Annotated in this window: 22 protein-coding genes and 1 pseudogene; 15 read left to right on the plus strand and 8 right to left on the minus strand. The window is 65.0% G+C overall.

Annotation, left to right across the window (positions count from 1 at the left end; genetic code table 11):
* Positions 1-10: 10 nt before the first annotated feature.
* A complete protein-coding gene (locus ACFVVI_RS06475; RefSeq protein WP_387443714.1) occupies positions 11-3,358 on the minus strand; it encodes a DUF4185 domain-containing protein in 3,348 nt (1,115 codons plus the stop codon).
* A 156-nt stretch (positions 3,359-3,514) separates the two neighbouring features.
* On the opposite strand from ACFVVI_RS06475, the gene ACFVVI_RS06480 reads away from it, so the two are divergent.
* Positions 3,515-3,655 (plus strand): hypothetical protein, encoded by a 141-nt coding sequence (locus ACFVVI_RS06480; protein ID WP_387443716.1) that lies wholly within the window; start codon positions 3,515-3,517, stop codon positions 3,653-3,655.
* A gap of 126 nt (positions 3,656-3,781) precedes the next feature.
* On the opposite strand, the gene ACFVVI_RS06485 is transcribed toward ACFVVI_RS06480, so the two are convergent.
* The 3 genes from ACFVVI_RS06485 to ACFVVI_RS06495 all read right to left on the minus strand — a co-directional run bounded on the left by ACFVVI_RS06485 (position 3,782) and on the right by ACFVVI_RS06495 (position 7,024).
* The gene (locus ACFVVI_RS06485) at positions 3,782-4,837 is read right to left on the minus strand and encodes a hypothetical protein (RefSeq protein WP_387443718.1); all 1,056 of its coding nucleotides are present in this window, start codon (positions 4,835-4,837) and stop codon (positions 3,782-3,784) included.
* A gap of 12 nt (positions 4,838-4,849) precedes the next feature.
* Positions 4,850-5,491 carry a hypothetical protein gene (locus ACFVVI_RS06490; protein ID WP_387443720.1) on the minus strand — a complete coding sequence of 214 codons (642 nt, stop codon included), beginning with the start codon at positions 5,489-5,491 and terminating at the stop codon, positions 4,850-4,852.
* Positions 5,492-5,674: 183 nt separating this feature from the next.
* Positions 5,675-7,024 carry a tyrosinase family protein gene (locus tag ACFVVI_RS06495; protein WP_387443722.1) on the minus strand — a complete coding sequence of 450 codons (1,350 nt, stop codon included), beginning with the start codon at positions 7,022-7,024 and terminating at the stop codon, positions 5,675-5,677.
* A 525-nt stretch (positions 7,025-7,549) separates the two neighbouring features.
* Here ACFVVI_RS06495 and ACFVVI_RS06500 point away from each other — a divergent pair.
* From ACFVVI_RS06500 to ACFVVI_RS06520, 5 genes are all read left to right on the plus strand, one after another.
* On the plus strand, positions 7,550-9,706 hold the full coding sequence (locus tag ACFVVI_RS06500; RefSeq protein WP_387443724.1) for an MMPL family transporter: 2,157 nt from the start codon (positions 7,550-7,552) through the stop codon (positions 9,704-9,706).
* Positions 9,707-9,769: 63 nt separating this feature from the next.
* Positions 9,770-10,036: a metal-sensitive transcriptional regulator gene (locus ACFVVI_RS06505; protein ID WP_378987352.1), complete on the plus strand. Its 267-nt coding sequence runs from the start codon at positions 9,770-9,772 to the stop codon at positions 10,034-10,036.
* 46 nt (positions 10,037-10,082) lie between these two features.
* Positions 10,083-10,325, plus strand: coding sequence for a DUF2892 domain-containing protein (locus tag ACFVVI_RS06510; RefSeq protein ID WP_378987349.1), 243 nt, complete (start codon positions 10,083-10,085; stop codon positions 10,323-10,325).
* 28 nt (positions 10,326-10,353) lie between these two features.
* The gene (locus ACFVVI_RS06515) at positions 10,354-10,779 is read left to right on the plus strand and encodes a DUF302 domain-containing protein (RefSeq protein WP_379314207.1); all 426 of its coding nucleotides are present in this window, start codon (positions 10,354-10,356) and stop codon (positions 10,777-10,779) included.
* A 285-nt stretch (positions 10,780-11,064) separates the two neighbouring features.
* A complete protein-coding gene (locus ACFVVI_RS06520) occupies positions 11,065-11,688 on the plus strand; it encodes a nucleotidyltransferase family protein (RefSeq protein WP_387443727.1) in 624 nt (207 codons plus the stop codon).
* 166 nt (positions 11,689-11,854) lie between these two features.
* Here ACFVVI_RS06520 and ACFVVI_RS06525 read toward each other — a convergent pair whose 3' ends face one another.
* Positions 11,855-12,517 carry a response regulator gene (locus tag ACFVVI_RS06525; RefSeq protein ID WP_387443729.1) on the minus strand — a complete coding sequence of 221 codons (663 nt, stop codon included), beginning with the start codon at positions 12,515-12,517 and terminating at the stop codon, positions 11,855-11,857.
* Positions 12,514-13,629 carry a sensor histidine kinase gene (locus ACFVVI_RS06530; RefSeq protein ID WP_387443731.1) on the minus strand — a complete coding sequence of 372 codons (1,116 nt, stop codon included), beginning with the start codon at positions 13,627-13,629 and terminating at the stop codon, positions 12,514-12,516. Before ACFVVI_RS06530 ends, ACFVVI_RS06525 begins: the two co-directional genes overlap by 4 nt.
* A 220-nt stretch (positions 13,630-13,849) precedes the next feature.
* Between ACFVVI_RS06530 and ACFVVI_RS06535 the strand changes: the two genes are divergently transcribed.
* Positions 13,850-14,269, plus strand: coding sequence for a DUF6223 family protein (locus tag ACFVVI_RS06535; RefSeq protein WP_387443734.1), 420 nt, complete (start codon positions 13,850-13,852; stop codon positions 14,267-14,269).
* Between the two features lie 104 nt (positions 14,270-14,373).
* On the opposite strand, the gene ACFVVI_RS06540 is transcribed toward ACFVVI_RS06535, so the two are convergent.
* Both ACFVVI_RS06540 and ACFVVI_RS06545 read right to left on the minus strand, forming a co-directional pair.
* Entirely contained in the window at positions 14,374-14,784 is a 411-nt protein-coding gene (locus tag ACFVVI_RS06540) for a VOC family protein (protein WP_378987337.1), read from the minus strand.
* Between the two features lie 40 nt (positions 14,785-14,824).
* Positions 14,825-15,223: a low affinity iron permease family protein gene (locus tag ACFVVI_RS06545; RefSeq protein WP_378987334.1), complete on the minus strand. Its 399-nt coding sequence runs from the start codon at positions 15,221-15,223 to the stop codon at positions 14,825-14,827.
* 107 nt (positions 15,224-15,330) lie between these two features.
* Here ACFVVI_RS06545 and ACFVVI_RS06550 point away from each other — a divergent pair.
* The 8 genes and pseudogenes from ACFVVI_RS06550 to ACFVVI_RS06585 all read left to right on the plus strand — a co-directional run.
* Positions 15,331-15,996 (plus strand): annotated as a pseudogene (locus ACFVVI_RS06550) (energy-coupling factor ABC transporter permease); the annotation flags it as partial.
* 66 nt (positions 15,997-16,062) lie between these two features.
* Entirely contained in the window at positions 16,063-16,419 is a 357-nt protein-coding gene (locus ACFVVI_RS06555) for a PDGLE domain-containing protein (RefSeq protein WP_387444478.1), read from the plus strand.
* Positions 16,420-17,181 (plus strand): cobalt ECF transporter T component CbiQ, encoded by a 762-nt coding sequence (gene cbiQ / locus ACFVVI_RS06560; RefSeq protein ID WP_387443736.1) that lies wholly within the window; start codon positions 16,420-16,422, stop codon positions 17,179-17,181. It begins immediately after the preceding gene.
* Positions 17,178-17,897 (plus strand): energy-coupling factor ABC transporter ATP-binding protein, encoded by a 720-nt coding sequence (locus tag ACFVVI_RS06565; protein ID WP_387443737.1) that lies wholly within the window; start codon positions 17,178-17,180, stop codon positions 17,895-17,897. Before cbiQ ends, ACFVVI_RS06565 begins: the two co-directional genes overlap by 4 nt.
* Before the next feature lie 89 nt (positions 17,898-17,986).
* Positions 17,987-18,361 (plus strand): hydrogenase maturation nickel metallochaperone HypA, encoded by a 375-nt coding sequence (locus tag ACFVVI_RS06570; RefSeq protein WP_387443739.1) that lies wholly within the window; start codon positions 17,987-17,989, stop codon positions 18,359-18,361.
* Complete coding sequence (gene hypB / locus ACFVVI_RS06575; RefSeq protein WP_387443741.1) at positions 18,319-19,164, plus strand: hydrogenase nickel incorporation protein HypB; 846 nt, start codon at positions 18,319-18,321, stop codon at positions 19,162-19,164. Before ACFVVI_RS06570 ends, hypB begins: the two co-directional genes overlap by 43 nt.
* Before the next feature lie 73 nt (positions 19,165-19,237).
* Positions 19,238-20,293, plus strand: coding sequence for a hydrogenase expression protein HypE (locus tag ACFVVI_RS06580; RefSeq protein ID WP_301907654.1), 1,056 nt, complete (start codon positions 19,238-19,240; stop codon positions 20,291-20,293).
* A 12-nt stretch (positions 20,294-20,305) separates the two neighbouring features.
* Complete coding sequence (locus tag ACFVVI_RS06585) at positions 20,306-22,102, plus strand: nickel-dependent hydrogenase large subunit (RefSeq protein ID WP_379314902.1); 1,797 nt, start codon at positions 20,306-20,308, stop codon at positions 22,100-22,102.
* The last annotated feature ends 1 nt before the right edge of the window (position 22,103 follow it).

The raw sequence follows: 22,103 nt of genomic DNA on the forward strand, positions 1-22,103 counted from the left end.
CCGCCAGCTATCACACGGGGATCTTGAAGTGCATTGCGCGGTAAGGCCATCCGTCGGTGGTCTTCCACTGCGACACCAACAGGTGTAGGCCGGCGTCGAGGGTGGATCCGGGGACGATGCACGGGCCGTAGAGTTGCGCGACCCTGTCATTGCCCTCTTCTCCCCATGCCGACCCGCGAATGGGTGTCGTCTTCGGCACCTGGTAGAGGTTGTCGGTGGGAGTGTCGAGCAGACGCACGTCGATATCGTAGCCACCGGTGGTGGAGGCGTCGAAGTTGACCAGAGCCCATTTGTTCTGAATTCTGCGCAGGCACATCTCGCCGAACTTTTCCGCGGAGGGCTGGCTTTCGAGTACCGGTGTCGGTGGGTTTCCCCAGTTCCAGCTGCCGTCGCGCCAACCCCAGCCGATGTAGGCGCCGGGGTCGGTGATCCGGTCCTGGCGGACGCGGCGCAGGATGACCCCCTTGTCGCGTTGGAATCCGGTGGAGAAGACGTACACCCACCCGTCGTCGTCGCGTTCCCAGGTCCACAGCTGCGCGAACCCGTTGTGCAGGCCGGCGTCGAACTGGGCACCGGTGTGCCGCCAGGACTTTCCGTCGTCGCTCGACGTCCAGATCTCGGTGCGTACCACGTTGCCGAGGCCCTGGTTGATCATCACGTGCAGGTAGATGTCCTGGCCGATGGTGATGACGTCGGAGGGCAGCGCCGTCGTCCCTCCCGCGTGGTCGTAGGGCCACAGTTGCTGGGCGTAGTTCGGAACCGGTCCCGCGGCTTCGTGCCACACGATTCCGTTGTCCAAATTCGTTGTGTCGGAGTACAACGCGACCGGCGAGCGCCAGTCGTCACTGCCGACCATCGGGTCGCGGAAGGTATCGCCGAAGACGGCGAGAATCCGGCCCGAGGGTGTACGGGTCATCACCCCGAGATCGGTTGCGGCCATACCGAACTGGTCGGTGTGGCCGGGGCCGGTCGCGTCGGTGATCTTGCGTGTGCCGGTGGGGACGGCAGCGGGGGCAGGCAACCGCCAGCCGTCCTTGATGACGCCGTACCACTCACCGGCGTAGACATGGCCGGTGACCGGCCAGCCCTGCGCCTTCTGCATCGCGGTCGCAGCGTCGCGGGTGGCGTCGTCGTACACGCTGGTCTGTGCGATTCCGAGGGCGGCCTGCCAGCGTCGCAAGCCGTCCTTCGATGCTTGCGGCTCGTTGCCGAACCTGTTCGACCACGACTCCTGCGGCCCGGACAAGGGACCCCAGTAGTGCCCGTTCGGCAGTGGGAAACGGTCGGGGTCGTCGGGGATGCCCGCGTATTGCTTTGCCGCGGCGAGGACGACATCGTAGGGAAAGGTGTCGGGGACGTCCCAGTGGGTGCCGTCCTTGAAGCCCCTCAGTTTCACGGAACCGTAGGTGTAGTTGTTGTGGCTGGAGACGCCGTGCATGTCGTTTCCGACACCGGCGATGTCGACCCGCTCGATCGGGATGTGGTGTTCCTCGGATATTTTGGCGATGGTGAAGGCCACCATGTCGAGCATCTTGTCGTGCTCGAGCCACACGGAGCGCTGCTTCGGGTTCGATTCGACATTGGGGCTCGGACTGGTGGTCCACCGTGGAATCGCGCCGGAGGTCCCGACGAGGGCGATATGCACCGAATCCTGGTTCTCGTCGTTGACGCCGCGCACCGGAACGCTCCAGGAGGCGTTCTTCGTGGAGACTGTCTGGATGATGTGGTTGTCGTCGACGATGTAGTGATATGACCCGTCCTGCCTGGCCGCTTGACCGTCGGCGACGTTTTCGGCACGGCTGATCCAGTCCTGATTCTCTGTGGTGTGCAGGTAGATCCGCTTGTATGGGCCATGCCCGGAGCGGGAGCCCGGCCCGGGGTGCCAGGCGATGTCGTAGCCGTCGGGTTCGCGCACCGAAATCGGGCCGGGAACGACGATCGGTTCTGGGGTAACGGGCTGGGCGGCGTATTGCCATTGCCCGAAGTCGGCGGTGAGGGTGTCGTTGACGTCGACGTTGATCCCAGCGACCTTGACGTTGTCGCGCGGGTGAATGAGCCGCTGGAACAGGCAGGCGTGCGCGGAGATCGTGCCGAGCGGCCTACCGCCCAGCCAGGTGTTGGGTTGCCACAGGAACCGTTTTCCGCTGCCGTCGCGGCACGTGCCGACGACGTTGTCCTCGACTGCCCAATCGCACGCCAGGTATTTGCAATACGCGCCGACGCGCTCCTTGCCCAGCACCGACGCCGCGCCGCGCAGATAGTGGATGGCCATGCTGTTCCACTCGGACAGCGACAGATCGTCGTCGATGGAGAAGAAGATCGGAGCCTCGGCCGGGCCGCCGCAGTGCCGGTGCCACGCGTCGGCGGCCTGGGCGTCGGCGACACCGCCGTCGAACCCGCGGCGCCAATCGGCAGTGGCGTTCTTTCCCTTTTGCCAATTGCTGACAAGGGGCATCTTCAGATCGAGATACCCTGCGGCTTCCTCGGGAGTGAGTTTCTTGTTGATCAGGCCGCGTTCAGGTGAGTCCACCAGGTAGCGAACAGCCCCGTGGTATCCGTCGGCCTTCACTGCCTGCGCCCCGGGGCGGGCCGCGGCGTGATCGACCAGCTGCATCCTCGATGGACGCTCCCCGGGCGAGGTGCTGGTGAATCCCGCCCGCCAGGTCGCCGGGCCGATCAGTCCATCAGGGGTGAACCCATTCGCGAACTGCACCGAACGCGCCGCGTCGGCGGTTGTCTGGTCGTAAACACCGGTCTGTGGCAGGCCCCGCGCCTGCTGCCAGCGCTTCAAGCCCGCAATCCACTCGGGCCGTTCGCTGCCGTGACGCCCGGAGATCGACGAGGCGGGGCCCTCCAGCGGTCCGTAGAAGAACCCTCGCGGCAGTGGGAAGGCCTCCGGGCTCGACCCGTCGGTACCGGGGTCGGGTTGCGTGCCGGGGTCGACCGCACCCTCGAGGAAAGGCTGCGGATTTCTCGGTTCACCGCCGATGCGCCCGGGCGGGCCCCACACCTCGAAATGCAGATGCGGACCGGTGGATTGGCCCTCCGACCCCACACTCGCGATCTGTTCGCCCTCCCGCACCCGATCGCCTTGCTTCACCAGAATGCTCGCATGACGCATGTGTCCGAAGATCAGATCAACACCGCGGCCGTCCTGTGCATCCAGCCACACCCAGTTTCCGAACCCCGACACCGACCCCGGTGGGCGTTCCGCACCCTCGACGACCACACCGTCCACCGGTGCGAAGATCGGCGTGCCTGCCGGTGCGGCGAAATCGATACCGTCATGGTCAGGTCGCTCCGGCGTTCGAAAGCCCGACGAAATCCGGAATGTGCTGTGCACTGGCCTGGTAGTCATGGAAGCCTCCTCGCTTCGTCGGTACAACGGGCTGGCCACTGTTCGAGACTCTGATTGTCGTAACGAGGGGTGATGATCACGCGCGTAATCCACTACTCGAATTCTTCGACGGCGGTGTCATGGCGCCAGGCGACCGAGCGGGGTGACAATCGCGTCGTGACCATTCCCGATTCCGGCGGTGACGCAGTCATCGACCGCCTTTTGCTGGGCGATGCGATTGCGCAGCTGCTGCCTGTGCCGAATCTCTGCCCGCAACTCCGTGCCCGCTCGACGTTCGTCCACCTCGAGCGCTGGTAGCCCACTCAGTGGTGGGTTCTCGAGGAGTATCCGTGCGCTCGCATCAGGCCGTGCGCATCCACCGAAGCCACCAATTCTCTTGCAGACGTGAATATCTGAATCCGCGCGTACATGCGCCTCCGCACGCTAGCTCGGATTGCCGAACCATGGTGGTACCGGGCCTCCGGTCAACCGCTCGAGTTCCTCCGCCACAGTCTGCCGGTCGAGCGCCAATGCTTGCCGCATCTCGTGTGCGGCAAGATCATACAGATCGTGACGCCCGTACTCATGGGCGATGCGCATGGTCTGAAGTAGCGGTTGAATGCCGCCAACTATGTTGCCGCCCGCTGTTGTGAATATCCCATAGTTCAACAAGCTCTCTGCCAGCTCCTGATCGAATTTCTTGTGATCGAATTCGGCCAGTCGAACGTATGACTCGATCGCCCGTTCTGTCGACGCTACCGCTTCATTCCACTGGCCTTCGGTCGCCAGTTGGACTCCCCTGTTGTGCAGCGCGGCGGCCTGTCGCGGCACCTTGTCGACGTATTGTCGACAGCTGGTGTCGTGCGGGTAGCGCTCGGTGATGGCCCTCCATCCGTCCATGACCTCGATCGGCATTTCGGCGGCCGAGCAGTATTTCACGTAGTCGCGCAGGTAGGCACGGTAGTTCGGCTCGATGTCGATAACCCGCGCCATCAGGTTTGCCGCCAGGTCCGGGCGACGCATGGAGTTGAGGACTGATGCGCGGTTGAACAGTGCGACGGTGTGGTCCGGCCGCGTCTCGAGAACACGCGAGAACATGTCGGCGGCCTCAAACCATTCACCGGCCACCATGAGTCGCTCCGCAGACATGATGTCCTGACTCGGCGCGGGTTCATAGGGGCCTACGTAGTCCTGGATGTACGCGACTCCGCCCGGCAGATCGACCTCCATGAGACTGGGCACCACGCTTTGTCCCTCCATGAGATCATCGAGAGCTTTGACAGCCAGTTCACGGCCCAGCTCCTGTCGGCCCGAGTCGGCGTCACGATAGATCGCGAGCACATTCAGGTGCAGACCCGATCTGGCGTTGCGCAGCACATGGACGAACTTCGAATAACCCGAGCCGAGCTGGGGACCGATCCGATACAGACAGCCGCGGATGGTTATCCCCTTCCCTTCGTACTCCTCGGGATCGTGCTTGCACACATCAAGCATCTCCACGACACACCACGCCTACAGCGCCGCTCCGGGCGATAAATCAGCGCCCGACAGCTGGAGGTAGAGCGGAGTTCCGGCGATGTCCGTTCCATCTACACCAAGTAGTGCGAAGACGGTGGACATCCTCATTTGCACCTGGCCGCCGAAGAAGCGGTAGTTGCCCGAATGCAGCAGGAAGGTTCCGTCCGGCTCAGGACCTTCGCTGAAGAAGCGCAGCGAGCAGTCCAAGAGCAGGTCGCGGCCGCCGAACGACGAACGAATTGTCACAATGTCCGCCGAAGTGGGGTTCACAACCGGCATCTCAATCCGGAAGAGGCCATCGTAAAAGTAATATGTCCCGCTCTGTCCCGAGGAGATGGCTTCTCTGATATCGGGCACGTCGCCGTGGTCCGCAGCTATGGTCAACAGTACGTCCCTGAGCTTCTCGAAATAGGCAAGCTTCACCCTGCGTTCCCGCTGGATCACGTTCTTCCGCCCGTAAGTCATGCTGCCGTTGAACAGGCTGACAATATGGCCGAGGGACAAACCCATGCGGAGATCTCGAACACCCGACTGTTCGGAGATCACCTGCTCGGTAAACTCGCTACTGCGCTCCGGATCGAGTTGCCCGTGCAGACTGTCCACCTTGGTTCGCGAAATGTAGCAGATGTAGTCCACGCATCCTCCGGTCACCGATGACGGCCTGCTGATCCTTACGTGATCGTGGGTCTCAACCAGATTCTGCGCGGCTGGCCCAACTACTTCAAGTACGTCGCGATCAGAGGACCGGTTCATATTTGTCGTCATTCCTCGAACGCGTTGATCAATACGGACAAGGCACCGTCGTTTCGACAAGGCTGGCTATACCCAAGAGTCTCGGAAATCGGCCGGCCAGCCCCATGCGGAGATGTTTTTGGGGTAGCCGGGATCGATGGTGCCGGGGCCGGTGTCGCCGCGGGTGACCCGGATGTAGCGATCACCGACGAAGAAGTACGTCTTCGGGCCGCTATCCAATGCCGCGTCGATCCCGTTCCTGCCGAAGTTGCCCCAGCCCCATGCGGAGATGTTTCTGGGGTAGCCGGGATCGATGGTGCCGGGGCCGGTGTCGCCGCGGGTGACCCGGATGTAGCGAGTGCCCGCGAAGAAGTACGTCTTCGGTCCGCTATCCAACGCGGCGTCGATCCCACCCCACAGTCCGAATAGGCCTTCGCCGAAGCTGCCCCAACCCCATACAGAGATGTTCGTGGGGTAGCCGGGATCGATGGTGCCGGCGCCGGTGTTGCCGCGGGTGACCCGGATGTAGCGAGTGCCTGCGAAGAAGTATGTCTTCGGCCCGCTCCGCAGTGCCGCCGCCTTCGAACTGGGCAAGCCTTCGTTGGTGTCGTAGAGCGGGGGACCGACCACCGACAGGTCTCTGCAGTTCTTCACAACCTGCTGATTTTCCGGAGGTGCCCACGGCCGCAGCCCGGTGCCACCGGCCCACGGTTGGATACTCGACAGGATCGTCGGGTCGGTCCCCTCGCGACCGTATATCCGGTCCGGATTCTTGCGCCACGCGCGACCCCGCGCGGTCTGCCATTTCGCCCACAGCCTGTCGACATTGGAATGCAGCAGGAACACGAACGGATCGTGGAACGCAAAATGCTGTTGGCCGATGGTTCCACCGATATAGCTGTGCGCGACGTCGTGCGCCATCAGCCGCAGGGCCTCACGCATTCGTGAGAACTGCTCGGCCTCGGCCGCGTCGTTGCCAGTGCCGATGAGAGCGGCATCCGCCGGGACCGCTGGCAACCCGGACCGCACGGCACGCCAGACCCGCTTGTGCCCGTTGCCCTCGGTGCTTTCGAAGTCTTGGAAAGGACGTCCCGCATCACCGTTCGCGCTGCCCATGAACTCGGCGGTGAAGAGTCTGGCTCCATCGGCATTCGAGGTCGGATCGGTTGTCCAGTCCCAGTAGTGCAGCGACAGCGAGGGATCAACCTCCCGGAGCAGTCGTTCGAGCCGATTACACAGCTCACGATGCCACGCCAGGAATGCCGGGGTGCCATGCACGTGGGTAGCTTGGTGAATCGCATTCTGCTTGTCCCAGTAAGACACACCATCGGGGTATCGCTTCGACGCGCTGAGCGCTATGAACGCATCACGTAATCGGTTGCGCTCAGTCTCGGAAATTTCAGCGACATTGCGCCGGATCAGATCGTTGAGGGCCATCACGCACCTCCTGTGCGGGCGGCTCGGGTGCCTGGGTCCGGAGGGTGCGAACCACCAGGACGAACCGCACCACCGAGCCTTCTCCGCACAGGGACCGAAAGAACGAGTAGTCGCTTACCTGAATCTGTGGTCCGCTGGGTTCTCGACACGGTCCAGCCGTCAGATTCTGGCACCGACTCTCGTGTCGCAGTTCCCTGCTTGTCGGGTCTGTGCGTTCGTTCGGCGTCGACCACCGGGCCTTCGGCGAATTCGACGGCCGTCGAGGCTGCGCCGCCGACCAACAGCAGGTGGCTGCAGCTAAGAGGGAATCGCGGGACAGTCGGCGAACGTGCTCATAGACCGCCGGTGAAGGACCGGGCGAACTCGGAGATCTGGATCGGCTGTTCCGGGGCTGGGTATCGGGTGTGGTGGACAGCTCATCGATTTATATACCCCCGGGGGTATAACGTGGACCGGGAAAACCTATACCCCCGGGGGTATAGGTTCGGCTTCGGACAAGACCTAGTGCTCGAGAGGTGAAGGAACATGACGGAGACGAAGACAGCGCGGCCGCCGGGCATGGCTGGGCCCGGGCAGACGAGTGCAGGGGTGCTGGCACGTCTGGGGTCCGTGATGGCCGGTCGCGCTCGGGTCGTGTTCGGGATATGGCTGGTGGCGCTCATCGCGCTGGGCTCTGCGGCGCCGAGTGTGTTCAGTTCGTTGGCCGGTGCAGGATGGCAGGCCAACGGTTCGGAATCAGTGCAGGCCAGGGAGTTGGCTCAGGAGCATTTCGGTGGTAATTCCTCGGCGGCGCTGCAGGTCGTAGTGCATTCCGATACCGCGCGGGTCTCCGATCTGCAGATGCAGACAACACTGAGCGAGGTGGCTGCGGTAATCGCCGGTGATTCCCGGTTCGGAGCGATCATCGACCCGCAACCGGGGATGACGATCAGCCCGGACGGGCACACCGGGATTCTGATCGCGGGGGCGAACGCGTCGACCGATGACATGGTGCGGGCTGTCGACGAGCACAAGGCAGCGTTGACCGCGCTCTCAGGTGACGGCATCGAGGTATATCCGACGGGAGCCTCGGCGTTGTGGAGCGATTTCAACAAGGCCAATCACGACGCGATGATCCAGGCAGAGCTGTTTTCATGGCCGGTCACGCTCCTGATCATGGTGCTCGCATTCGGTTCGCTGGTCGCGGCGGGTTTGCCACTGTTGCTGACGGTGGCCGGGTTGGTGGCCTCGGCTGGTGGGCTGGTGTTGCTGAACCAGGTGACCCCGATTTCGGTGTGGGCGATGAATTTCGCGATGATGTTCGCCCTCGCGCTGGGTATCGACTATGCGCTGTTCATGGTGGCCCGGTTCCGTGATGCACTGAGCCGGACCACTGATGCGCGGCGGGCGGTCGCCGAGACGATGGCCACCGCGGGCAAGGCGGTGGTGTTGTCGGGTTTGACTGTGCTGGTGAGCCTTTCGGCGGTGCTGCTGGTGCCGGCGCCTGCGGTGCGCACGATGGCGGTGGGGATCATGCTCGCGGTCGCGTTCGTGCTGGCCGCGACACTGACGTTGCTGCCTGCCGCGCTCGGCGCGCTCGGGGGCCGGATCAATGCGGCGGCGTTGCCGTATGCGACCCGTCAGCAGCACCGCTCGCCATGGTTCGCTCGGTGGGGCCGGTTGCTACACGAGCGTCCGTGGCCGTTCGCGATCGCCGGGGCCGGTGTGCTGATCGTGCTGGCGCTGCCGGTGCTCGGGTTGAAGGTCGCGATGCCCTCGATCCAGGTGGTACCCGACGAGGCACCGGTGCGTCAGGGCTATGAGCTGGTCCAGCGCCAGCTCGGTGCCGGTGCGCCCGGCGCGCTACAGGTCATCACCCCCGCCGAGCAGGCCGACAGCACCGTCAAGGCGGCGGCCGGCGCCGGAATCGCGATGGTGACGCCCGCGCAACCCGCCGCCGACGATTCCGGGTGGGTCATGATGCAGGCTCTGCCCGACATGGATCCCTCCGACGAGCGCATGGGAACAGTGCTGGAGCAGTTGCGGGATCGCTTGCCCGACCAAGCCCTGGTCGGCGGCGCGCCCGCGGAGAACCTGGATCTGCAGCAGGCCCTGAACGACTATCTGCCGATCGTTGTCTCGGTGATTCTGGTGCTGGGGTTCGTGTTGCTGCTGGTCGCGTTGCAGGCCCCGCTGATCGCCCTCCTGGGGACCCTGGTCAGCCTCGGCTCCACGGCCGCGGCGTTCGGGGTGGCGAAGCTGATCTTCCAGGACGGCCACGGCGCCGGGCTGCTGGGATTCACCCCGCAAGGATTCCTCGACGGGTGGGGTCCGGTGTTCTTCTTCGCCATGATCTTCGCGATCGCGATGGACTACACCGTGTTCCTGCTGGCAAGCGCCAAAGAACAGTTCGAACGCACCGGGGATGCCCGGACCGCGGCGGTGGAAGGGCTGGCCCATTCCGGGCGGGTCATCTTCGCTGCGGCGGCGGTCATGGTCGCGGTGTTCTTCACCTTCGCCCTCGCCGAGCCGCTGCCGCCGAAGGAAATGGGCATCATCCTCGGTGTCGCGGTCCTGCTGGATGCCCTTATCGTCCGGCTGGTCCTGCTGCCGGTCATCCTGCGGCTCACCGGGCGCGCGGCCTGGTGGTCACCGGCCTGGATGCGTCGGGTGCTTCCGCGAATCAGTTTCGCTCATCACTGACACACCTGCAGCAATACCCCCGGGGGTATTGTGGGTGGTCGGACGGATATGAAGGAGAATGCCGTGGTCGGCGACGAAGACAGCATTGCCCAGGTTCTCAACCGGCTGCGCCGGGCACACGGACAGCTCGCCGGGGTGATCACCATGATCGAGCAGGGCCGTGACTGCAAAGACGTGGTCACCCAGCTCGCCGCGGTCTCACGCGCCCTGGACCGGGCGGGGTTCAAGATCCTGGCCACCGGGCTCCGTGAATGCCTCGATGAATCGAAAGAGTCCGGTGACCCGTTGACCGTCGCCGAACTCGAAAAACTGTTCCTCGCCCTGGCCTGACCCGGGAACCATCCTGGGCGAGGGCGGATCCGAGAAAGGGAGATCCATGTCGACCTCACCGCTGACCGGCAGAAGCTGGACCATTGCCCGGCTGGTGCCGTTGCTGGCCGGGACCCTGGTCCTGGTCGGCACCGCGGCGGCCGCGACGATATCGGCGTGGTGGCTGATCGTGCCGGCACTGGTGGGAGCCAACCTGCTGCTCTACAGCGCGGTGGGCTGGTGCCCGGCCACGCTGCTCATGCGCCGCGCGGGGATCACCTCGGGCGTCTGCTCACCCGAACTCTCCTGAAATCTTACGCAAGGAAGGTGATTACGTGATGGACATCGCCCTGTCGACCACATTGCACACCGGCTTCGACCGCGCCGTGGACGCGGTCCGGGAAGCTCTGGCCGAGCAAGGATTCGGCATCCTCACCGACATTGACATGGCGGCCACGATCAAGGCCAAACTCGGCCACGATATGGAGGACTACCGCATCCTCGGCGCCTGCAATCCGCCTCTGGCGCACCAGGCGGTCGGCATCAACCGCCAGATCGGACTGCTGCTGCCTTGCAATGTCGTCGTGCGCCGCGATCCGCACGACACCGAGCTGATCCACGTCGAAGCCATGAACCCCGAGCTCATGGTCGAGGTCACCAGCGACGCGCGACTGCGCCCGGTTGCCGCGGACGCCGCGGCCCGCTTGGCAGCCGCACTCGAGACTCTCGACCGGCACGCAGGCCCCGGCCCTTCGCAGCGGTGAATGCAGTCGGCGTGCACGCTCATGGCGAGGCTGCGATTGAAGCCGACATGGACTTCTCGGTCCAGGGCACCGGGTGTAGTGGATCGCGGCCGTGCAAAGTGGAGCGCTCGACGGTGAACTCGGCCGCGGCGGGCGTTTTGTGGAGTTGATGCCTATGCATCAAGTCCGAACTTGTCGGAGGATCGAGCTGTATTGGGACGGTTGGCTATTGGTAAGGGGGAGGGTGCTCATGGGGACAACGAAGAACTGTGCGTGGTGTCCCGGGGCGGGTGGTAGGCATAGGTGATGATCGGCCAGCTGCCTGTCGATGAACAACTCGACGCATTCCGAGAGGCACTCTCGCACAACGAAGTACTGACGGAGGTGCTGACCTTGTCGGCATCGCTGGAATTGCCCGGCTGGTATCTCACGGCGGGCTGCCTGTTCCAGACCGTCTGGAACACAGTCACCGGCCGGGGACCCGGCGAAGGCATCAAGGACTACGACCTGTTTTACTTCGACTCCGCTGATTTGTCCTGGGAGGCCGAAGACGCGGTAATCCAGTCGGCGAAGCAGGTCTTCGCCGATATCCCCGCCGAGGTGGAGATCCGCAACGAGGCACGTGTTCATCTCTGGTACGAGCCGAAATTCGGGACGCCATGTCCTGCCCACCGGTCCACCGAGGATGCGATCGACTCCTTCGCTGCCACCACTTGCTGCCTGGGAGTTCGCCTCGAACAACCTGGCGGGCGTTGGCGTGTGTACGCCCCACACGGGCTGTCGGACGTGTTCAACCTCATCGTCCGTCCCAATCCGGTCCTCGCGCCGCGCACCGTCTATGAGGCCAAGGCCAGCCGCTGGCTCCAACAGTGGCCCGAATTGACCGTCATGCCCTGGCCGACATCGGCACCCACATCGCGAGCAACTTGATCAGTGCAGACAAATTTCGACAGGACGCAATGTGGCACTCGGCGGTTGTGCCCGCGTACGGCACCGCTGGTGGCAGGAACTTCGAAACCTGCGCTATCCCTCTTCAGTTGGGTCCGCCAGCATCCGGTAATGCCGAACTATCGCGCATCGCGGTTGGCGCCCTACCTCAGAGATTTCGCGGAGCGACCAGCCCTGATTCGTAGGCCAAGACGACGAGTTGGGCGCGGTCGCGGGCGTGGAGTTTGGTCATAGCCCGGTTGATATGGGTTTTCGCGGTGAGCGGGCTGATGACCATACGGTCGGCGATCTCCTCGTTGGACATGCCTTGGGCGACGAGGGTGACGGCCTCGCGTTCACGGCCGGTCAGTTCGTTCAGCTTTGTCGCATTGTCAGTGCTCAGCGGCTGAGAGACGTACCGGTTGATCAGCCGACGGGTGATCGAGGGTGCGAGCAACGCATCACCGCGGGCAGCGACGCGAACGGCATGCAGAAAGTCCTCCGGCAGAATGTCTTTGACGAGGAATCCGGCGGCGCCTGCCCGCAGAGCGTGGAAGACGTACTCGTCCAGGCCGTAGTTGGTGAGGATGACAACGTGCACCTCGGCCAATGCGGGGTCTGCCGCGATCTGCCGTGTCGCCTGGATACCGTCGAGGACGGGCATCTGGATGTCGATGAGCGCGATGTCGGGTAGGTACTGGCGAGCCAGAGCCAGGGCCTCGCTTCCGTCGGCGGCCTCGGCCACCACTGTGATGTCGTCTTCGAGGTCGAGCAGAGCCCGGAATCCGCTGCGAATCAATGGCTGGTCGTCGACGAGCAGGACACGGATCATGAGGGATCAACGGGCAGTTCGGCGTGGACGGAGAAGCCGCGTTCTGGCTGGGGCCCGGCGTGCAGGCGCCCGCCGAGAGCGGTGACGCGTTCCTGCATTCCGAGTAGGCCGACACCGTGTACCGCCCCGCTGCCCGGCCGCAATCCACCGTCGTCATCGACGCGCACGATCACCGCGTCGGGGCGGGAGTCGATGCGGACCGAGGCCGTCACGGCGTGTGCGTGCCGGGAGATGTTGGTCAGCGATTCCTGCACGATTCGGTAGACGGTGCGGTCCAGCGCGGCCGGTAACGTCGGGTTTTCTCCTGTGATGGTCAACGTGGCGTCCAAACCCGTTGCGCGAGCACGTTCCACCAGTTCTGGAACGTGGCCGAGTCCGTGCCGAGATGCGTTGACGTCCTCGCGCAAGGCTTCCAATGTCGCGCGTAGTTCCCGGGCCGCTTCCCGGCCGGCTTCCCGGATCGCCAGCAGTGTCTCGGGCACGTGTTCGCCTTTCTTGTGGGCGACGTGTACCGCGGCCTCGGACTGGATCTTGATGACCGAGATCTGGTGAGTGAGCGAGTCGTGCAGTTCCCGTGCGATATGCAACCGCTCCTCGTCCGCGCGGCGTCGTGCGGTCTCCTCGCGGGTGCGTTCGGCTTCTTCGGCGCGCCGCTCGGCTTGGCGCAACGCCTCGCCGGCCGCGCCGGCAGCGACCAGCCAGGCCAGTTGCAGCGCATCGCGTGCGTGGGTGAATGCCTCGCCCACAGCCCAGTCGGGGTGGGCGAGCAGCATTGCGAAAGGCAGCGTGAGCACGAGCAGTATCGAACCCGCCACCGCGACCAGTCGCTGCCCGGCCCGGACTGTGGCGTACACCGCGACCAGGAACCCGATCGCGGGGACATCGAAACCGGTGGCCTGATAACCCAGCACAGCCGAACCCGACATCGCCAGAACGGCGACAGGAGCCTGGCGGGCCATCGCGAGCGAGAGCCCGGCGATCGTCAACAGCGCATAGCCCAGCACGTCGAGATCGGCAGGGTCACGGTGTGCACTCAGCCCGGTGCCCAGCAGCACGGCCGTGACCGCGACGGCGACCGCCCCGTCCGCGATGTCGATCCGCGCCCTGCTCATGGGTGCACCCTAGCCGCAATCGCATGGCAGCAAATCCGGCGGACAGACGATCAATCGTCTACTACGAACGCAGTAATTCCGCAGCGGCTACGGCAGATGCGGCAGTCGGCTGCCGCACCGATGGCAGCGCGAATTGTCCACGCCTGCCGGATGATCGGCGATGCGATAGGCGGACATGATGAAGCGGAATCGAGCCACCGAACGTTTGAAGGAGCACCCGATGTCCGCCTGCAATCTCCCTGCCGTCGTTGCAACAGCGCTGTTCGCAAGTATCGCGGTTGCTGCACCAGCCACAGCTTCGATCCACCACAGTGCCGCCGCCACCGGACTGACCTCCGGTCGACTCGGACCCACCTCGACTGCGCTGCTAGGACTGATCGCCGTGGTATTCGGCGTCCGTGTGTTGGCTCGGGTCGGCCGAAACGGTCCCGGCAACATCCGGAACCAGGCAGTGCTGACGCTGGTCTCAGGGCTGATCAGCCTGGCTCTGGGGAGCTGGTTCGCGGCCACCGCCGAGGGCGGCCCAGGTACCGGCAACGGGATAGTCGGGGCCTGGGCCGCCATGGTGTTCGGATTGGTCGCGCTGGTCCTCGGCGCGCTGGCACTGAACCGATTTCGCAGTGTCGACCGCATCGGCTGAGCTCGCGCAGTTCGAGTATTCGACTTCTATCGAGATCGCTGGGCATCAGCGTGCGGCGGGCGAGGTAGACGAGCGCCTCGAGGACCACGACCGCGAGGCCCAGATCATCGATGCTGTTCTGGCGCCGTGGGCCTGTGCTCGGCGGGTTGGAACAACTCGATCAGGTTGCCGGCGGGGTCGGCGAGCAGGATCTGGCTTCCGCCGGGACCGGTGACGGTCTCGGTGCGGAATTCGACGCCGTCGTTCCTGAGGCGGGTGATCTCGGCGTCGAGGTCTTCGACGACGAGGTGGATGCGATTGGCGCCGGGAGTGGCGATGTCGGCGGGGGTGACACGCGCACCGGAACTTGCCGGTCCGGACAGCAAGAGGCGCAATGATCCTCGGATGACGTCGGCGAAGGCGGGTGCGGCGTTGATGTGCACGGTGAAACCGAGATGACCGGTATAGAACGCGATGGCGGCTTCTACGTCATCGACGAGATAGCGGACGCCGACGAATTCGGTGGCTGAGGTCATGGCGCGCTTCCTTTCGAGGCGGTGTCGAGGGTTCCTCCAGTCAGTGGCGCTCTTCGAGCCCGACAGCTTCTCGTAGCCGATCCGCGGCCGCCCGGAGTTCGGGATCAGTGGACGCGGAGGATTCCAGGAGCGCGGCCAATGCCTCGGCGATGACATTGAGTTTCTCTTGCGCGGCCTCGCTCGCGCGGCGGCCGGCGTTTTCGAGCAGCACCACCAACAGCAGCGTGAAAACGCTCGCAACGGTGTGAATGGCAACCTGCCACGTTTTGAGGTCCGTCCACCACGGCAAGCTGATCAGCCACGCCGTGACGATTCCAGCGCAGATGAAGAAGAACGGAGCCTGACTCACGCGCAGTTCGGCCTGTTCGACGAACCGGTCGAAGGGCGAACGGCGGTCACCCCCGCCACGGCTGCGCGCGGCTTCGCTGCGGCGCTCCATCATCGAATTCTAGTCGCATCCACCCCTGTCGCAGCCGGACTGATATCGCGGTCGGACATTCCTTTATCTGTTCACTTGGACAGATAAAGGGCGTAGTGTTCTGATAGGTGAACGGCAGCACCGTGGCAATGCATATGAGCGACGGGATCGTCGATGCGCCGACGTCGCTGATCTTCGCGGGGATCGCGGCGGTGGGGCTCGGGCTCGCGAGCTGGCGGGCGCGCGCCGAACTCGACGAGCGCGCGGCGCCGATGGCCGGGCTGGTGGCCGCGTTCATCTTCGCGGTCCAGATGGTGAACTTTCCGATCCTGCCCGGTGTGAGTGGGCACCTGCTGGGTGGGGCGCTGGCCGCGATTCTGGTCGGGCCCTACCTCGGCGCGTTGTGCGTGGCGGTGGTGCTGGTCGTGCAGGCGCTGCTGTTCGCCGACGGCGGGCTGACCGCACTCGGCGCCAACATCACGAATATGGCCCTGATCGGTGTCGGCGCGGGATACCTTGTCGCTCGGGCCGGGACAGCGGTGCTGCGGCGGCGCAGCGACACGGGGGTGGGTGTCGTGGCATTCGCCGCCGCGTTCGTCGGAACCCTGTGTGCCGCGATGGGTTTCGTCGTCGAGTACGCAATCGGCGGGGCCGCGGGCTCCACGGTCGGGGCGGTCGCGGGGTACATGTTCTTCACCCACGCGTTGATCGGGATCGGTGAAGGCATCATCACCGCGGTCACCGTGGTGGCGGTGGTGAGCGCACGACCGGATCTGGTCTATGTTCTGCGTGCCGCTGGGCCGGTGTCCACGTCGGCGTCTCCCGTTCGTCTGCGGCTGTCCTTCACCGGCTTCCTGTGGGTGTTCGCCGCGGCCGCGGTGCTCGTCGCCGGCGGGCTGTCCTATGCCGCGAGTTCACAGCCAGACGGTCTCGATGCCACCACTCGACGCGGGTGCGCCACGGTCGAGGTGAACGGGGCCGAGGAACTGCACGGTGAGTGCATCGCGCGCAGCGCCGAGGAACACCGGTTCGCCGGTTCTCCGCTGGCGGACTACGCGATCGACGGCAACAGTGATCTGGCCGGTCCGGCAGGCGTGGTCGGCGTCGGGGTCGCCTTCGCCGTGCTGTTCGCGGTGGTCCGGATCGGCCGAAGCGGATCGCGTTCCGGGGGTCGGCGCGACGACGTCGCGGCGCGGTCGGATGCGGAGCCGGAGTAGGTGAGCGCCGCGGTCCACCGGCTGTATCTGGCGGAGAATTCACCGGCGCATCGGGCGCCGACCGAGGTCAAGATCGTGTGCGCGGTGGTTGCGGTGTTCGCGGTCGTGGCGACACCACGAGAGTTGTTGTGGCCGTTCGGCTGTTATGCCCTGGGCTTGGTGGCGCTGTGGCGGTGGTGGGGAATCGGGTTGCGCTGGATCGGGCCGCGTCTGCTCATCGAGTTGCCGTTCGTCGTGTTGGCGGTCCTGCTGCCTTTCGCCGCCGGGGAACCCCGCACCGACATCTTCGGGCTGTCGCTGTCGGTGACCGGCCTCTACGCAGCGTGGGGCATCATCGCGAAAGGCACTATCGGCGTGGGCATCTCACTGACCTTGGCCGCGACGACGAGCGTGCGCTCCTTGCCCGAAGGGCTGACGCGGCTGCACGTGCCCGGCACGATCGTCATGATCGTGGTCCTGATGCTGCGCTATGTCGACGTGCTGGTCGCCGAGGCGGCGCGGATGCGGCTGGCCCGCATCTCCCGCGGCGACGACCCACGCACCCTGCGCCAAGCCGGTGCGACCGCACGCGGCGCGGGCACCCTGTTCCTGCGATCCTACGAACGCGGCGAACGGGTCCACCTGGCGATGCTGTCGCGCGGATTCGACGGCACCGTGCCCGATGTCGGCACCCCGCCCGCCACCGGCAGGCAGTGGCTGCTCGGCTGCCTGCCCGCGGCCGCCGCGATCGCTGTCTGCGCGGGTGCTTGGATGGTGCGGTGACCGAACCGACGGCGCCGGCGGTGCGTGTGGTCGAGCTGACCTTCGCCTATCCCGACGGGACCGGCGCACTGAACGGGGTGAATCTGCAGATCGCGCCGGGGGAGCGGGTGGCCGTCCTCGGGCCCAACGGCGCGGGCAAATCCACCTTGATGCTGCACCTGAACGGGGTGCTCACCGCCACATCGGGGCAGGTGCACATCGGCGGTGTGCGGCTGGACCGCAACAGTGTTCGCGCCATCCGGCAGCGGGTCGGGGTCGTGTTCCAGGACCCCGACGACCAACTGTTCATGCCGACCGTGGAACAGGATGTCGCGTTCGGTCCCGCCAACTTCGGTGTCCGCGGCGAAGCCCTCGCCGAACACGTCCGCGAGGCGCTCGCCGCGGTAGGGATGACCGACAGGGCCGGGCGTTCACCGGCGCACCTGTCGCTCGGGGAACGCCGCCGCGCCGCGCTGGCCACGGTGCTGTCGTGCCGACCGGAGGTCCTCGTTCTCGACGAACCGGCCGCCAACCTCGATCCGGTGGCACGTCGCGAGCTGGCCGAGATCCTGCTGTCGCTGCCCACCACCATGCTCGTGGTGACCCACGATCTGCCCTACGCGCAACGGATCTGCGAGCGGGTCGTCATCCTCGACGCCGGTGAAGTCGTCGCCGACGGCCCCACCGCCGACATCCTCGGCGATGCCGCGCTGCTCGCCGAACACCGACTCAGCTGAGGGTTCATCCGTCGGCCGGCCATCGCGTCGGAGGGTTGCCCAGGAGTAACCTGAGCGGTGGGTTCCTCCCTCGACGAACCGAGACTGCGATGCACGAAATGGCGATCACCCAGAGTGTCATCGACGCCGTGTGCGAACACGCGGCGGGAGCACGGGTGCACAGCGTGCTGCTGGAAGTGGGCGTGCTGTGCGCGGTCGTTCCGGAGGCGATGCAGTTCTGCTTCGAGCTCGCCGCCGAGGAAACCCTGGCCGAGGGCGCGAGCCTCGAGATCGACGTGGTGCCCGGCCGGGCACGCTGTCGAAGCTGTGGCGCCGAGTTCACCGTGCTCGAGCCGATCGCCCTGTGCGAGTGCGGCAGCGCCGATGTCGAGATCAGAGCCGGGCACGAACTCCGAATCCGCTCGATGGAAGTGAGCCGAGAATGTGCGCAACCTGTGGATGTGGCGACGACGACGCCGCGGTGATCACCCTCCCGCACGAGCACGAGCACGAGCACGAGCACGGCCACGAGCACGAGCACGAGCACGGCCACGAGCACGAGCCGCACCGGCACAGCCATGGTCACGGTGATGATCACGTGCATCTGCCGGTCACCGAGACCATCACCCTCGAGCAAAAGGTTCTGGCCAAGAACGACCTGTTGGCCCAGCGAAACCGGGACTGGCTCGCCGCCCGCGACATCTTGGCGCTGAACATGACCAGCTCACCCGGCGCGGGCAAGACCACCCTGCTCGAGCGCACGATCCGCGAGTCCACCGAGATACCGATCGCGGTGATCGAGGGTGACCAGGCGACCCTGCTCGACGCCGAGCGGATCGGGGCGACGGGCTGTCGGGTCGTGCAGATCAACACCGGCGCGGGCTGTCATCTCGACGCCGAGATGACCTACCGCGCGCTCGAGTCCCTCGATCCCGCCCCCGGCACCCTGCTGTTCATCGAGAACGTCGGCAACCTGGTGTGCCCGGCCCTGTTCGACCTCGGTGAACGCGGCAAAGTCGTGGTGATCTCGGTGACCGAGGGCACCGACAAGCCGCTGAAGTATCCGCACATGTTCGCCGCGGCGTCTCTGGTCCTCGTCAACAAGATCGATCTGCTGCCCTATGTGGACTTCGACCTGGGCAGATGCCGGGAATACGCGGCGTCGATCAACCCGCACGCGCAGATCCTGCCCCTCTCGGTGACCAGCGGTTCCGGCATGGCGCAGTGGTACGACTGGCTCCGGCGGCAGCGGTCAGCAACTATTGAGGATCACTCACCAGCGACATAGACTTGCGTGATCAGGATCACACCGCAGGTTCCCGCGAGCCTGCGATGCCCCGCTTCAGAAAGTGGCGCAGCCCATGCCTACCCAGGAAGCAATCAAAGCAGAACAGGCCCTGATTCACGTGCTGTGGATCAACGCCGGCCTCAGTTGTGACGGTGATTCGGTCGCGCTGACCGCCGCGACGCAGCCCAGTATCGAGGAGATCGCGCTCGGCGCTCTTCCCGGGCTCCCGCAGATCGCGGTGCACTGGCCGCTGATCGATTTCGAATGCGGTCCCACCGGTGGCGCCGACGATTTCCTCGAATGGTTCTTCAAAGCCGACCGGGGTGAACTCGAACCGTTCGTGCTCGTGGTGGAAGGCTCCATCCCGAACGAACAGCTCCACGAGGAGGGCTACTGGTGCGGCTTCGGCAACGATCCCGCCACCGGACAGCCGATGACGACCAGTGAATGGCTCGATCGGCTGGCCCCGAAGGCCACCGCGGTGGTCGCGGTCGGCACCTGTGCCACCTACGGCGGCATCCACGCCATGGCGGGTAACCCCACCGGTGCGATGGGTGTGCCCGACTACCTCGGCTGGGACTGGAAATCCAAGGCCGGGATCCCGATCGTGTGCGTGCCCGGTTGCCCGGTCCATCCGGACAACATGTCCGAAACGCTGACCTACCTGCTCTACATGGCCACCGGACAGGCCCCGATGATTCCCCTCGACGAGGCGCTGCGCCCGAAATGGTTGTTCGGCGCCACCGTCCACGAAGGCTGTGATCGAGCGGGTTACTACGAGGAAGGCGACTTCGCCGACGAGTACGGCTCCCCGAAATGCATTGTGAAACTGGGATGTTGGGGCCCGGTGGTCAAATGCAACGTCCCCAAGCGGGGCTGGATCAACGGCGTCGGTGGCTGCCCGAACGTGGGCGGCATCTGCATCGGCTGCACCATGCCGGGATTCCCGGACAAATTCATGCCGTTCATGGACGAGCCGCCCGGCGGCAAGATCTCCTCGACGGCATCAGGGCTGTACGGGTCGGTGATCCGCAGTCTGCGCCATATCACCGGACGCACGGTGGACAAGGAGCCGCGATGGCGGCACAAGGGCGAGAAGCTGGAATCCGGCGCCACCCGCACCTGGTAGGAGGCGATTGGAATGACTGCCATCATCCCCGAGCCGTCACACAAGCGGATCGATCCCGACAGCCTGGTCGAAATGGCCTGGGACCCGATCACCCGCATCGTCGGCAGCCTGGGAATCTATACCAAGATCGATTTCGAGAATCGTGAAGTGGTCGAGTGTCACAGCACCTCGTCCATCTTCCGCGGCTACTCGATCTTCATGCGGGGCAAGGATCCCCGCGACGCGCATTTCATCACCAGCCGCATCTGCGGGATCTGCGGCGACAATCACGCCACCTGCTCGTGCTACACCCAGAACATGGCCTACGGGGTGAAACCGCCGCACCTGGGCGAGTGGATCGTCAATCTCGGTGAGGCCGCCGAATACATGTTCGACCACAACATCTTTCAAGAGAATCTGGTCGGCGTGGATTTCTGCGAGAAGATGGTCGCCGAGACCAACCCCGGCGTCCTCGCGCAGGCCGAGACCACGCTCGCGCCGCATTCGGACGCACACGGCTATCGCACCATCGCCGACATCATGCGCGCGCTCAATCCGTTCACCGGCGAGTTCTACCGGGAGGCGCTGCACGTCAGCCGCTACACCCGTGAGATGTTCTGCCTGATGGAGGGCAGGCACGTGCACCCGTCGACGCTGTATCCCGGCGGTGTGGGAACCGTCGCGACGATCCAGCTGATGACCGATTACATGACGCGCCTGATGCGCTACGTCGAATTCATGAAGAAGGTCGTGCCGATGCACGACGATCTCTTCGACTTCTTCTACGAGGCGCTGCCGGGCTACGAACAGGTCGGACTGCGGCGCACCCTGCTGGGTTGCTGGGGCTCGTTCCAGGACCCCGAGGTGTGCAATTTCGAGTACAAGGACATGGAGGAGTGGGGTCGGCGGATGTTCGTCACCCCCGGCGTGGTCGTCGACGGAAAACTGGTCACGACGTCCCTGGTCGACATCAATCTCGGCATCCGAATCCTTTTGGGCAGTTCGTATTACGACGACTGGAACGACCAGGAGATGTTCGTGAAGACCGACCCGCTCGGCAATCCGGTCGACCGGCGTCACCCCTGGAACCAGCACACCAACCCCAAGCCGCAGAAGCGCGACATGGACGACAAGTACAGCTGGGTGATGTCGCCGCGCTGGTTCGACGGCACCGACCATCTGGCCCTCGACACCGGCGGCGGCCCGCTGGCCCGGCTGTGGTCGACGGCGCTGGCCGGGCTCGTCGACATCGGCTACGTGAAGTCGACCGGACACAGTGTGCAGATCAACCTGCCCAAGACCGCGTTGAAGGGCCCGGTCAGCTTCGAATGGAAGATCCCCGCGTTCGGCAGCAACACCATCGAACGCAACCGCGCCCGCACCTACTTCCAGGCCTACGCCGCGGCCAGTGCGCTGCACTTCGCGGAGCAGGCGCTCGTGGAGATCCGGGCGGGACGGACCAAGACGTGGGAGCACTTCGAGGTACCGGACGAGAGCATCGGCTGTGGGTTCACCGAGGCGGTGCGCGGGGTCCTGTCCCATCACATGGTGATCAGGGACGGCAAGATCGCGAACTACCACCCGTATCCGCCGACGCCGTGGAATGCCAACCCCCGCGACAGTTTCGGCACGCCGGGACCCTACGAGGACGCGGTGCAGGGCCAGCCGATCTTCGAGGAGAACGACCGCGAGCACTTCAAGGGCATCGACATCATGCGCACCGTGCGCAGCTTCGATCCCTGCCTGCCGTGTGGTGTGCACATGTACCTCGGCAACGGCAAGTCGCTGGAGAAACTCCACTCGCCGACCCAGACACTCACCGGGGAGTAAC

It is taken from the genome of Nocardia sp. NPDC058114 (assembly GCF_042884695.1).
Classification (GTDB): domain Bacteria; phylum Actinomycetota; class Actinomycetes; order Mycobacteriales; family Mycobacteriaceae; genus Nocardia.

Bases quoted from the DNA above. Each gene is read 5' to 3' on its own strand.
- ACFVVI_RS06570 (WP_387443739.1), top strand. From the start codon at position 17,987: ATGCACGAAATGGCGATCACCCAGAGTGTCATCGACGCCGTGTGCGAA.
- ACFVVI_RS06530 (WP_387443731.1), bottom strand. From the start codon at position 13,629: ATGAGCAGGGCGCGGATCGACATCGCGGACGGGGCGGTCGCCGTCGCG.
- ACFVVI_RS06500 (WP_387443724.1), top strand. From the start codon at position 7,550: ATGACGGAGACGAAGACAGCGCGGCCGCCGGGCATGGCTGGGCCCGGG.
- ACFVVI_RS06585 (WP_379314902.1), top strand. From the start codon at position 20,306: ATGACTGCCATCATCCCCGAGCCGTCACACAAGCGGATCGATCCCGAC.
- ACFVVI_RS06580 (WP_301907654.1), top strand. From the start codon at position 19,238: ATGCCTACCCAGGAAGCAATCAAAGCAGAACAGGCCCTGATTCACGTG.
- hypB (WP_387443741.1), top strand. From the start codon at position 18,319: ATGTGCGCAACCTGTGGATGTGGCGACGACGACGCCGCGGTGATCACC.
- ACFVVI_RS06515 (WP_379314207.1), top strand. From the start codon at position 10,354: ATGGACATCGCCCTGTCGACCACATTGCACACCGGCTTCGACCGCGCC.
- ACFVVI_RS06475 (WP_387443714.1), bottom strand. From the start codon at position 3,358: ATGACTACCAGGCCAGTGCACAGCACATTCCGGATTTCGTCGGGCTTT.
- ACFVVI_RS06540 (WP_378987337.1), bottom strand. From the start codon at position 14,784: ATGACCTCAGCCACCGAATTCGTCGGCGTCCGCTATCTCGTCGATGAC.
- ACFVVI_RS06545 (WP_378987334.1), bottom strand. From the start codon at position 15,223: ATGGAGCGCCGCAGCGAAGCCGCGCGCAGCCGTGGCGGGGGTGACCGC.
- ACFVVI_RS06495 (WP_387443722.1), bottom strand. From the start codon at position 7,024: ATGGCCCTCAACGATCTGATCCGGCGCAATGTCGCTGAAATTTCCGAG.
- ACFVVI_RS06520 (WP_387443727.1), top strand. From the start codon at position 11,065: ATGATCGGCCAGCTGCCTGTCGATGAACAACTCGACGCATTCCGAGAG.
- ACFVVI_RS06535 (WP_387443734.1), top strand. From the start codon at position 13,850: ATGTCCGCCTGCAATCTCCCTGCCGTCGTTGCAACAGCGCTGTTCGCA.
- ACFVVI_RS06510 (WP_378987349.1), top strand. From the start codon at position 10,083: ATGTCGACCTCACCGCTGACCGGCAGAAGCTGGACCATTGCCCGGCTG.
- ACFVVI_RS06525 (WP_387443729.1), bottom strand. From the start codon at position 12,517: ATGATCCGTGTCCTGCTCGTCGACGACCAGCCATTGATTCGCAGCGGA.